10 protein-coding genes and 1 pseudogene are annotated in these 11,422 nt (G+C 44.1%); 3 read left to right on the top strand and 8 right to left on the bottom strand.

The genetic code is table 11. The features are described 5' to 3' along the window. The 5 genes and pseudogenes from WBA23_RS12255 to WBA23_RS12235 form a co-directional block, all read right to left on the bottom strand. Nucleotides 1-867: pseudogene (locus tag WBA23_RS12255) on the bottom strand (type ISP restriction/modification enzyme); the annotation flags it as partial. Between the two features lie 277 nt (nt 868-1,144). Next, nucleotides 1,145-2,482 carry an argininosuccinate lyase gene (gene argH, locus WBA23_RS12250; protein WP_424582568.1) on the bottom strand — a complete coding sequence of 446 codons (1,338 nt, stop codon included), beginning with the start codon at nt 2,480-2,482 and terminating at the stop codon, nt 1,145-1,147. Nucleotides 2,483-2,578: 96 nt separating this feature from the next. Beyond that, nucleotides 2,579-3,670 (bottom strand): M20 family metallo-hydrolase, encoded by a 1,092-nt coding sequence (locus WBA23_RS12245; protein ID WP_424582567.1) that lies wholly within the window; start codon nt 3,668-3,670, stop codon nt 2,579-2,581. Between the two features lie 67 nt (nt 3,671-3,737). Next, nucleotides 3,738-4,544, bottom strand: a complete 807-nt coding sequence (gene argB, locus WBA23_RS12240) for an acetylglutamate kinase (RefSeq protein ID WP_424582566.1) — start codon at nt 4,542-4,544, stop codon at nt 3,738-3,740. Beyond that, a complete protein-coding gene (locus WBA23_RS12235) occupies nt 4,537-5,484 on the bottom strand; it encodes an acetylornithine carbamoyltransferase (RefSeq protein WP_424582565.1) in 948 nt (315 codons plus the stop codon). Before WBA23_RS12235 ends, argB begins: the two co-directional genes overlap by 8 nt. A gap of 113 nt (nt 5,485-5,597) precedes the next feature. Between WBA23_RS12235 and WBA23_RS12230 the strand changes: the two genes are divergently transcribed. Beyond that, nucleotides 5,598-6,887: an aminotransferase class V-fold PLP-dependent enzyme gene (locus WBA23_RS12230; RefSeq protein ID WP_424582564.1), complete on the top strand. Its 1,290-nt coding sequence runs from the start codon at nt 5,598-5,600 to the stop codon at nt 6,885-6,887. Between the two features lie 129 nt (nt 6,888-7,016). On the opposite strand, the gene proC is transcribed toward WBA23_RS12230, so the two are convergent. Continuing rightward, nucleotides 7,017-7,820, bottom strand: coding sequence for a pyrroline-5-carboxylate reductase (gene proC, locus WBA23_RS12225; RefSeq protein ID WP_424582563.1), 804 nt, complete (start codon nt 7,818-7,820; stop codon nt 7,017-7,019). A gap of 146 nt (nt 7,821-7,966) precedes the next feature. Between proC and WBA23_RS12220 the strand changes: the two genes are divergently transcribed. Together WBA23_RS12220 and WBA23_RS12215 are read left to right on the top strand one after the other, a co-directional pair. Beyond that, a complete protein-coding gene (locus WBA23_RS12220; RefSeq protein ID WP_424582562.1) occupies nt 7,967-8,224 on the top strand; it encodes a hypothetical protein in 258 nt (85 codons plus the stop codon). 148 nt (nt 8,225-8,372) lie between these two features. After that, nucleotides 8,373-9,572 (top strand): aldo/keto reductase, encoded by a 1,200-nt coding sequence (locus WBA23_RS12215; protein ID WP_424582561.1) that lies wholly within the window; start codon nt 8,373-8,375, stop codon nt 9,570-9,572. Between the two features lie 72 nt (nt 9,573-9,644). On the opposite strand, the gene galE is transcribed toward WBA23_RS12215, so the two are convergent. Both galE and WBA23_RS12205 read right to left on the bottom strand, forming a co-directional pair. Then, complete coding sequence (galE, locus tag WBA23_RS12210; RefSeq protein ID WP_424582560.1) at nt 9,645-10,664, bottom strand: UDP-glucose 4-epimerase GalE; 1,020 nt, start codon at nt 10,662-10,664, stop codon at nt 9,645-9,647. Nucleotides 10,665-10,876: 212 nt separating this feature from the next. Continuing rightward, nucleotides 10,877-11,422: phosphotransferase (locus tag WBA23_RS12205; RefSeq protein WP_424582559.1), on the bottom strand; the 546-nt coding region annotated here is incomplete at its 5' end.

Here is an 11,422-nt window from a genome sequence, read left to right as displayed (position 1 = left end):
CTTTAAAATCTCTTCGACATTACAAGCCAAGAAAATATCAGTCAAACTATCAACAACCCATTTGATACGGTCATCAATATCAGGTCCGGCAATGTAGCCAAAGAGTTTTCGTAAAAACGGATTTGACTTCGGAATCAGTTCAGCCGCTTCTTGTCTGCTGAAAGTTCCTAAAGTAGGGTCGTGTAAACGAGCCGCAAACATTCCGTAAGCAATAGTTTGAGCGTAAACGTCTGCAAAACCTTGTGGCGTAATGTCGTGAATCAAAATTTGCTTGAATTCCAACAATTGGTCTTTCAGTGTACTGTCTTCTTGGTTGACTTCATCACTCGATAAAGATTTTCCGATAATATCAGAAAGAAGGCGGGCTTTGCCTGCCATCATTTCTGCTAATTTTTTTGAGCTTTTTATCGTTTGTCCAACGTGGACACAAAAGTCTTTGATTAGATTTTCAAAATTGCCAAAGTTTTCAGGCAAAGGTTTTATTCCCTTGTCTGTGATTTCTGCTATGGCGATTTTGGTAATGAATTCGCCTTCTCGGTATAGATGAAAGTTTATGTAGTCCGTGAAAATCAAATTATTTAATGAAGCCTTGTAGCGGTCAAACTGTTCTTTGTTTCCTGTTTTCTTTGTGCCTTCAAGGTCTTTGTCGCCAATGTCTTTAGCTTCAATAAATCCAATAGGAATGTCCTTTTTAGTCAAAATGTAGTCAGGCGCTCCACACTTTTGTCTTTTCGGTTCGTTAGTCGCTCTGATAGTCGTCACCAAACTTTCCAAAAGTTGCTGTAAGTCGCCACGGAAAGTATGTTCGGTTGCATTTCCGAGCCTGTACCTTTTGTCTAAGTTGTCAATGTATTCTTGTAATGTCATTTATTTCTTTATTCCTTTCAAGCGTTGGCAAAAAAGCAATGTGTGCGTTAGCACTCTTTGCTTTGTGCGTTGGCTTCTTCTTTTAATGGGGCACAACATCGATGTAAACACAATATTACGTTTATCCTGCCAAATATGGGGGAATAAACACGAGGTATCACACCATATAGCGTTTATTTTCAATATTCCTTTCTTGCGATTCTAGAAATAATGCGGCTTGAGTTATGAGTAAGATTAATATAGTGTTTTGCTCTTAACATAGAGCGCAATTAACTCACTACCCTTTCAACAGCTTTTTAATAGATTGTTGCGTTTTTTCAAATTCAAACTGCTGGAGCACATTTTGAAATTTCTCGGCAATGGCTTCGTTTTGTAAGTTGCCAATGCTTCCTTCGTGAGTATGGTTTATATCGGTGGGTGGTACGTAGGTGCCATCTGCAATTTCGCGACCCACTTCTTGGTAGGCATCTCTAAAGGCTTTTCCATTTAGTACTTTTTCGTTGACCCGCTCAACTGTAAATAAATAACGATAGCGTTCATCGTCCATAATATCTTCATTCACCGAAGTATGCTGTAAGGCATAATCCAGAATTGCCAAACAGTCTTTAAGCTGTCCAAAGGCAGGAAATAGCCCTTCTTTAAGTACCTGCCAGTCGCGATGATAGCCAGAAATCATATTGGTAGTCACTAAGGCAATTTGGTTGGGCAACCCTAGCAATTGGTTGCACTTAGCTCGAATCAACTCAAACACATCCGGGTTTTTCTTATGGGGCATGATTGAGGAACCCGTAGTCAGTTGATCGGGGAAGCGAATAAACTGAAAATTCTGGCTCACGTACCAGCAAATGTCATCGGCCATTTTACCCACGGTAGCTGCTACGGTAGAAAGGGCAAAAGCTACGGTTCGTTCGGTTTTGCCGCGTCCCATTTGGGCGTAAACGGAGTTGTAGTTCAGCGTATCAAACCCTAATAATTCAGTAGTTAGCTGGCGGTTCAATGGGAAAGAAGAACCGTAGCCAGCGGCTGAACCTAGCGGGTTCTGATTCACCAATCGGTAAGCCGCGTGAAGCAGTAGCATATCATCAGCTAAACTTTCGGCGTAGGCCCCAAACCACAACCCGAAGGAAGATGGCATGGCCACTTGGGTGTGCGTATACCCCGGTAGCAGTACATCCTGATGCTGCTCACTTAATTCTTGCAATCGCTCGAAGAGGGTTTGAACCTCTAGCACTGTCTGCTGTAATTCATCCCGAAAGTACAGGCGCAAATCTACCAACACTTGATCGTTTCGAGAGCGACCACTATGGACTTTCTTACCAATATCTCCTAGCTCACGTGTTAATAACATCTCTACTTGTGAGTGTACATCCTCTACCCCATCATCAATAGTAAAGCCTTCGTCCTGAACCTTCTGATAAAGCTGTTGCAGAGCCGGACGGAGCTTATTTAGCTCCTTTTTTTTCAACAGCCCTACCTCCTCTAGCATGGTAATGTGCGCCAGCGTTCCCAGTATATCGTAGGGAGCTAACACTAAATCTAGTTCAGCATCTTGCCCAATAGTAAATTGCTCAATACGCTTATCAATAGAGGTGGTATTTTTCTGCCAGAGTTTCACAGCTTGATATTATAATTTAGGGTAAAAGAATATGGTAATTATAGATTGGCAAGAAGCGCCAGCCCAGAAAATAGGTAATACGCTGAAGTAAGTAAGTTAGCTCTTTTCCAATCTAAGTTCACTGAGCAACTGAATATATTTCTCAATGCCTTCTTCAATTTCCGATACTCGAATGTATTCGTCAGCGGTATGAGACCGCCCCGAACTACCGGGCCCCAGCTTCAGGGTAGGAAATTCACGGCATAGAGCTTGGTCGGAAAGCGTGGGCGAGCCATAGTACTCCCAACCTAACTCAATGCCTCGTTGTACCAAAGGATGATCTTTCGTTAAGGATGATGATTGCAGTCGCAGCGAACGGGGTTTAATATCAGAGAGGAGATTGAGCTCAAAAATTTCCAGCACCTGCTCATTGGTATACAGTTCATTGGTGCGAACATCTATTACAAAGGTGCATTTATCAGGTATAATGTTATGCTGAATTCCAGCATTGATTTGGGTAACTGTTGCGGTTGTCTCGCCGAGCAGATCAGATTTATCGGTAAAACGGAAGTTTTTTATCCAGCGGATATCTTGCAGAGCTTCGTAAATTGCGTTTACCCCCTCATGGCGCGCAGCGTGACCCGTTACGCCCGTTGCAGTACAGTCAATTACTAACAATCCTTTTTCGGCAATGGCCATTTTCATTCGAGTAGGTTCCCCAACAATACCTACATCAATTTTTCCTAGCTCGGGAAGCAATGCTGAAATTCCGTTCTCTCCCGAGATTTCCTCTTCAGCCGAAGCGGCAAAGATCAAATTAAATCCGCGATCAGTCACTTCGTCCATGTGCAAAAATGCGTGTAATAAGGTTACCAAACAGCCTCCTGCATCGTTAGAACCCAGTCCGTAAAGTGTTTCCTCACCATCAACTGTATCAATACTGGCGTCAAAGGGGTTGCGAGTCCAGGAGTCGCCCGGTTTCACCGTATCGTGGTGAGAGTTTAGCAGCAGCGTAGGCCAATCTTCCCGGAAGTCTTGTGACCGCACCCACACATTATTTTTTAATCGATGCACCTCCTTACCTTCTTGCTTAAGGTATTGGGCGATAATATCGGCAGTTTTATCTTCCTCTCGGCTGAAGGATTGAGTAGCGATAAGTTCTTGCAGTAATTTAACTGCCGCTTGGGTTGGTGTTGTTATATTGTTCATAGTATTATAGACAGTTAATTGTGAGAGTTCTATGGTTCAATTGTCCGATTGTTTAATTGCTCATTGCTCATTGCTCATTGCTCAAAGTTGTTCCAAAATTAAGCTTTTCCGGGGGCACATCCGGTTGCCACCGATGAATATCACTGTGATGCATAATTTTTACGACTTCTACCCCGGCCTCAGCAGCCCGGTAGGCGTTGTCTAGTTTGGGAATCATTCCGGAGTGAATATTTCCGGCTTCTTTCAATTGCTGATAATGAGATACTTTCAAGTTTTCTACTACCGAATTTTCATCTTTAGAATCAGATAAAACCCCGCTCTTCTCAAAGCAGTAACCCAGACGGACTTCGTAATGCTGACTCATCGCAATGGCTAACTCGGTAGCGATCGTATCAGCATTCGTATTTAGCAGATTCCCAGCACCATCGTGCGTGATCGGAGCTACTACGGGTACAACATTCTCGTCTAACAATTTACTTAATCTTTCGGTATTTATCTTCTGTACATCACCCACCAAGCCGTAGTCAATAGGTTGGCTCGGTCTTTTTACCGAACGAATAAGATTAAAATCTGCACCACTTAGACCAAATGCATCATTCTTTCGGGCCTGGAGCATCGCTACAACCTGCTTATTAACCCAGCCCGCGTATATCATCACGACTACTTTCAACATCTTTTCATCGGTAATTCTCCGCCCCTCAACCATCTGCACCGGAATTCCCATTTGTTTAGCCAGCTTAGTGGCACTGGCTCCACCGCCGTGTACTAATACTTTGGGATTGGGCAATAGAGAAAAGCCGGTCAGAAATTCTGACAATGATTGTAGATCGTCAATCACTTTTCCGCCAATTTTTACAATACTCAGCTTAGGCATGATCTAATAATAATTCTAATACCGTTTGCGCGGCCGTCACCCGGTGGGCTGCTTGAGGTATCACCAGACTATCTGAGCTATTAATTACCGAATCAGTCACTACTACATTGCGCCGTACCGGAAGGCAATGCATAAAGTAAGCACTATCAGTCAACAGCATTTTATCTTCATTAATTATCCATTCATCATCTGTCCGTAAAACCTGCCCGTAATCTCGGTAAGAAGACCAGTTTTTGACATACACAAAATCAGCATTTTGCAATGCTTCTCTCTGATTATTCGTTGTGCGAATTCCCTGAGTAAATTCATCTGATAATTCGTAGCCTTCGGGATGGGTTAATACCACTTCGTAATTCGTGTAGGGCATCCATTCCAGAAATGAATTGGCTACCGCCTGAGGTAGTGCCCGGGGGTGCGGAGCCCAACTTAATACCACTTTGGGTCGCTCCTTCTTTTTGTATTCCTCAATGGTAATTAAATCGGTAAGCGACTGCAAAGGGTGGCGTACTGATGACTCTAGGCTGATAATGGGAACCCCCGCGTACTTTTTAAACTGCTGAATAATCGTTTCCTGGTAATCTTCATCTCGGTCATTTAGCTGAGCGAACGCCCGAATTCCAATCAGGTTGTAGTAGGAACCAATTACCGCGGCAGCTTCTTTTACGTGCTCGGCCTTTGAGCCATTCATTACCGCACCATCCGCCATTTCTAACTGCCAACCTCCTTGGTTAATGTCGAAAACTACGGTGTCCAATCCTACATTCATGGCAGCCCGTTGGGTGCTAAGACGAGTCCGTAAGCTAGCGTTTAAGAAGATCAGACACATAGCTTTTCCTGCTCCGAATGTCTTTCGCCCTTGAGGATTTTCTTTTACCTGCTGTACTTTTTGCCAGAGAAGTGACCAGTCGGTAATATCTTGTACGGAAGTAAAATGCTGCATAGGTTGGCTATATTCGGTAGATTTGATAATTTGAGGCTATACTCAAAAAAAGCGAATGCATTCGTTTCGCTCTCTTTTAAAAAATTGCCTCGAAATTACACACTATTTAAGGAATGGAAAATAGTCGCCGCTCTTTTTTACATCAGTTCGGTGCATTAAGTGCTTCTCCCTTTGCGCTTAGTGCCTTGGCTTCAGAATGGAATAACCTCCTCGCCTATCTTGATTCTCAGCGTCAGCGTCCGACTAAAGATATTGCTCGGGACGAAGTGTACTGGCAAGAAGTTGCCAAAGCGTACCGGGTTTCTACCGATTTTATCAATTTAGAAAATGGTTACTACAGCTTAGCCGCTTGGCCGGTGCTAAAGGCGCAATGGCAGCATATTAAGGAAGTCAATAAGAAGCCGTCGTACTATATGCGTAATCAACAATGGGACGACCGCCACCGCATAAAACAGGCTTTAGCCGACTTTGCCGGGTGTTCGGTAGATGAAATGGTGATTTGTCGCAATACTACCGAAGCTTTAGATACCGTGATTCTTGGACTGAATCTTGAACCTGGTGATGAAGCGATTATGACCAATCAGGACTACGGTAGCATGTTAGCTACCTTTAATCAGCGGGCCCGGCGCGACAACATTGTTAACCGGATTATTTCTCTTCCTCTTCATCCTAAAAACGATCAGGAAATTGTAGATGCTTACGAACAAGCCATCACATCTCAAACCAAGGTAATGCTGGTAACTCACCTAATTAATATTACCGGGCAAGTTTTACCCGTTCAGAAGATCTGTGCGATGGCTCACTCCTACGGAGTAGAGGTAATTTGCGACTCTGCCCACGCATTAGGGCAACTCGATTTTAAGATACAAGACTTAGACTGCGACTATTGGGGAACCAGTTTGCACAAGTGGGTGGGTGCTCCGCTTGGGAATGGAATGCTGTACATAAAAAAAGAAAAGATCAGCCAAGTCTGGCCACTGCTGGGTGATGATACCTACTCTGATGATGATATCCGTAAGTTCGAGCACCACGGCACATTGCCGGTTACTGGCCAGCTATCCATTTTAGATGCACTAGAGTTTCAAGAATCTATTGGAGTGCCTCGCAAACAAGCTCGACTGCGCTATCTTAAACAGTACTGGACTGAAAAGGTGAAAGATACGCCGGGGGTAATTATTAACACTCCCTGGGAAGAAGAACGCTCGAGCGGCATTGCCAACGTGGGGGTAGCCAACCTGAAACCTCATGAGTTAGCCGACCGCTTAATGAACAAATACAATATTTTTACCGTAGCCATTGACAATGAAGCGCTGAAAGGCATTCGAGTAACCCCGCATTTGTATACATCGCTAAATGAATTAGATAAGTTTGTAATCGCTCTTAAGGAACTGGCAAGCGCGTAGTGGCTAATGAAGGGTGAGTAATGATTGATGATAAATGAATAGCTACTAAGCATTGAAGTTACACATAATCCGCTTGTGTGTCCTAATCATCAATTGTCAACTGTTCATTAGTCATCAATCATTATAATACTAGTCCGTAATTTTCCCAATGCGGCGGTGAGAAGTCATAATCCCCTTAATCACCGCTGAGCTTAGTCCGTTGTGCTCCATTTCGTTGAGGCCAGCAATGGTGCAGCCTTGGGGCGTGGTTACTTTATCAATTTCTGTTTCGGGATGTCGCTGGTTTTGTAGGATGAGTGAGGCAGCTCCCCGGCAAACTTGTACCGCAATTTTCTGGGCTTCTTCGGCGTGAAAACCCATCTGAATACCGCCCTGGGCCGCCGCCCGAATATATCGTAGACAGAAGGCAATGCCACTAGCACCCAGCACCGTAGCGGCGGCCATCATTTCTTCTTCAATAACTAACGTTGCCCCCATCACATCAAAAATAGCCTGTACCTCTTTCAGTAAATCATCCGAAGTATTCTGCGCTGCCAAGCAGGTCATAGATTCCCGAATAGCAATAGCGGTATTGGGCATAGCCCGAATAATCGGGAATTCTTCTAGCGTAAGGCGGGCAATGTCGCGAATACTCACTCCGGTAATAGTAGAAATCAGCACGTGTTTTTTAGGGTCGAGTACATCCCGGATTTCTATTAACAAGTACTCTAGCTGCTTAGGCTGTACACACAGCATAATCAGTTCTGACTCTTGTACCGCCTGACGGTTATTACTCGTAGTCTGAATTCCCAACTGCTGCAGGTCTTCTACTCCGTGTAACCTACGTCTGGTTACAAAAATATGGTTAGCTTCGTACTGCTCCGTGCTGGCTAAGCCAATGGCAATGGCTTTACCTAAATTTCCCCCACCGAGTATAGCGATTCTTCCTTTCATAGTTATAATGATTAATGATGGATGCAAAGTAATCATTCATTACCCCTTATTTATTCATCACTGCCAACTGCAGCACCATAAGTAAATAATAAACGATCAACCAACGATTTAGCGAAATATCCGTATATTCTAATAAAGCCACAACTATGCAACTACTTCATAATCATTATCGTAGACATCGCCCCAGTTATCAGCCTGCCATCAGTCGCTTGGCAACCTCAACGATCGCTGTTGGAGTGGGAGCATTGGCAGTGGGTGCCTTAGCTATTGGCACCGTCGCCATCGGATCACTCGCCTTGGCAAAAGCTCGAGTAAAATCTTTAGCTATTGATGATCTCTCAATAAATAGATTGCGCGTAAAAAAACTCATTGTTGATGAAGGCTTGCCTCAGCAACAAAAATAGCTAAGCTTTAAGGATTAAATTTGTGATAGTTAGAACGATAGACCAGCTATAGCTAATGTTTGTTCTCTTCAATATTTTTTTCCAATAGATCTTTATTGACCTATTATCTTCTCAAAAGAATTTTTATCTTGAGTAAAACAACCTTACTATGAAAAAATCAGACTCCCCCACCCCATCTTCACTCTCCCGACGTAATTTTCTAACTGTGGCTTCAGCAGCCTCAGCTGGACTTTCAGGCTTGGGCCTTCAATCAGCTCATGCTAAACCAAATCAACCGGCTAGGACCAAGGTAGTTCAGGAATGGCGCAATCAACAATCAGGCATGGCTTACCGCCAATTGGGACGAACCGGAATGATGATCTCAGAGGTGGTCTGTGGGGGCGATCCGATTCGTTTTGGTAATACTCGTCCGGTGGAATTGGCGATGGACAAGGGGCTAAATTACTTAGATATGGCTCCGGCTTACGGTGACGGAGAATGCGAGGAAGCCTACAGTCAAGTGATTGATAGCTCCTCTAAACGAGAGAAGGTTTTTATTACTACCAAAGTTAGCGGTTTTGCGGCAGTACGGGATCAGCTCTACCGAGATATCTACAAAGAATTGCCTTCGGGCAAGCAAGAGGCGATTATGAAACAAGCGGAAGCGATTCGTAAAGACCGGGCGGTAGATAAACCCGGCTACTTTCTTAAATACTGGACGGGGCAAGCCGAATCAATGGATGGTGCTTTTTTGGCCAATGCGATGGTGACAGACTACGCTCATAAAGTGGAAGGAAGCCAAGCTTACCGCGATAAAATTCTATCGTCTATTGAAGGTAGTTTAAAGCGAACTGGATTTGGTTACTTTGATATTCTAATGTGCCCACACGGTGCCGATTGCCCCGAAGAAGTGCAGATACCGGAAATTTATGAAACCTTTGCTCAGCTAAAGCGAGAGGGAAAAGTGCGATATTTAGGAGTATCTACTCATAATGATCCTGCCGGAGTACTTCGGGCTGCCGCCGAAACCGGTGAGTACGATGCTGCCATGTGTGCCTATAATGTTATCAATGGTGGCTATTTAGAAGATGCCATTCGCCAAGCGCATGAAAGTGGAATGGGAATTATTGCGATGAAAGCAGCCATGGCCGTAGCTACGCACCATGAGGCTATCAAACCTATCCCATCTTGGCGCATCGATAAAGTGGAACGTATTGTTCCCGGCGACATGAAAGCCCCCATGAAGGCCTACGTATGGGCACTACAAAACCCGCATATCTCCGCGGTAATTTCTAACCTCTGGGACGAACAGTACGTCAACGAAAACCTCTCTGTAGCCGGAAAAAAGGTAGAACTGCAACCAGGCTAGATCAATTAGCAATGTGCAATGAGGAAGGTATGCTTCTTCACTCAGAAGGTTACATTGCTAATTGTTTTCTGTTCATTGCGCTACGCGCAGTTGCCACTTCCAGGCAGACTTAAGCATCTCTTCCAGACTTCGGGAAGCCCGCCACCCTAGTTCGGTGTTGGCGTAGTGAGTGTCGGCGTAGACCTTTTCTACATCGCCGGGGCGGCGGTCTACTAGTTTGTAGTTCAACGACAAATTGTTTACTCGTTCAAAAATTTGGACCACTTCCAAAACGCTGTGCCCCTCTCCGGTTCCGATATTGAAGAACTCAAAGTTTTCTTTTTGCTGATTATTCATCAAGCGACGTAATGCTACTTCGTGCGCTTCGGCTAAGTCAACTACGTGAATGTAATCCCGAACGGCGGTGCCATCAGAAGTATTATAATCCTGACCAAAAATTTTCAATTGAGGCCTTGACCCTGCCGCAGTCTGTGTGATAAAAGGTACCAAGTTATTGGGCACCCCGTTGGGCAATTCGCCAATCAGTGCTGACTCGTGAGCACCTACTGGATTAAAATAACGAAGGGCAATAACACGCAGTACTGAATTAGCTCGGCAAGAATCTCGTAGGATTTGTTCGCCAATTTGTTTGGTGTTTCCGTAGGGAGACTCCGCCGGCTTCATCGGAGACTTTTCAGTAACGGGTAGCTGATCGGGCTGCCCGTAGACGGTGCAGGAAGATGAAAATACCAAATTAGTGATACTACGCTTATTCATCTGCTCCAGCAAATGGATCATCGACAGCAGATTATTTTTGTAGTAAAGCAACGGATTCTCTACCGACTCGCCTACGGCTTTGCTAGCAGCAAAATGAATTATTGAGTCAATACCAGACTCGCTTTCAAACATTTCTTCTACCGCCGACTCATCGCAGAGGTTAAGTTGATAGAACGAGGGTCGCTGCTCGGTAATTTGCTCGATCCGATCAAGCACATCCGCCTGAGAGTTACTAAGATCATCAACGATAACTACCTCAAAATCATGCTGTAGGAGAGTTACCACGGTGTGAGAACCAATGTAGCCTAACCCACCCGTTACTAAAACTTTCGCCATTGCTTTACCTTTTTGGCAAAGATGCCAAATTTTTTAGTAGAATGAACAAAGCTTGCATTGATAAATTCAATGGAATTCTGGAGATCGAAGGCGAGAGTCAGAAAAAGGTGGAAGTTAGAAGTCTTTAATCCGTGACTTTTACACTTACAACCTATAGGCAAAGTATAAACATCAATTTAACAGCTTAACTATTCAACCATCGTACAATTGATTCAATAATTACGAATTGAGTTGAGAATTTGTTGAGTTTGGGCACTGGCTTCTTCTAGTTTCATTACCAAAGCAAATTGAGCTTTGGCCCGCTGAAGATTGTGTTCAGCATGGTTAATTTTGTAGTAAATATCTCCTTGTAAGTAGTCGGTTAGCATTCGTAGCCCCATAATAAAGGTCATATAGTTAGGAGCGAAATGCAGCGATTCTAATTCTTGTTTATCTAGCTTACTACCCACCTCGCCCAGAAATCCTTGAGCAAACGCTTTGTAAAATTTCAAGTTCACCGCTACTTTCTCGAGTTCAGTCTCATCTTCAAGGGCAGTGTTTGCAATCGTTCGAATGGCATCACCAAAATCGTAACCGATTACTCCCGGCATCACCGTATCCAGGTCAATCACGCATACCGCTCGTTGGCTTTTTTTATCCAATAACACATTATTGAATTTAGTGTCATTATGGGTAACTCGTCGGGGAAACGTAGGCTGGCTTACCAACGTTTGCCACTCAATCATACTTTGCCGGCGAGATAAAGCGAACGCTATTTC

The sequence above is a fragment of the Tunicatimonas sp. genome, from assembly GCF_049647865.1.
Taxonomy (GTDB): domain Bacteria; phylum Bacteroidota; class Bacteroidia; order Cytophagales; family Cyclobacteriaceae; genus Tunicatimonas.
The sequence above is the reverse complement of the archived record's forward strand: the minus strand, read 5'-3'. Positions and strand labels throughout refer to the sequence as shown.

Excerpts from the sequence above, each read along its gene's own strand:
- WBA23_RS12245 (WP_424582567.1), bottom strand. The coding sequence starts at position 3,670 with ATGAACAATATAACAACACCAACCCAAGCGGCAGTTAAATTACTGCAA.
- argB (WP_424582566.1), bottom strand. The coding sequence starts at position 4,544 with ATGCCTAAGCTGAGTATTGTAAAAATTGGCGGAAAAGTGATTGACGAT.
- WBA23_RS12235 (WP_424582565.1), bottom strand. The coding sequence starts at position 5,484 with ATGCAGCATTTTACTTCCGTACAAGATATTACCGACTGGTCACTTCTC.
- WBA23_RS12230 (WP_424582564.1), top strand. The coding sequence starts at position 5,598 with ATGGAAAATAGTCGCCGCTCTTTTTTACATCAGTTCGGTGCATTAAGT.
- proC (WP_424582563.1), bottom strand. The coding sequence starts at position 7,820 with ATGAAAGGAAGAATCGCTATACTCGGTGGGGGAAATTTAGGTAAAGCC.
- WBA23_RS12220 (WP_424582562.1), top strand. The coding sequence starts at position 7,967 with ATGCAACTACTTCATAATCATTATCGTAGACATCGCCCCAGTTATCAG.
- WBA23_RS12215 (WP_424582561.1), top strand. The coding sequence starts at position 8,373 with ATGAAAAAATCAGACTCCCCCACCCCATCTTCACTCTCCCGACGTAAT.
- galE (WP_424582560.1), bottom strand. The coding sequence starts at position 10,664 with ATGGCGAAAGTTTTAGTAACGGGTGGGTTAGGCTACATTGGTTCTCAC.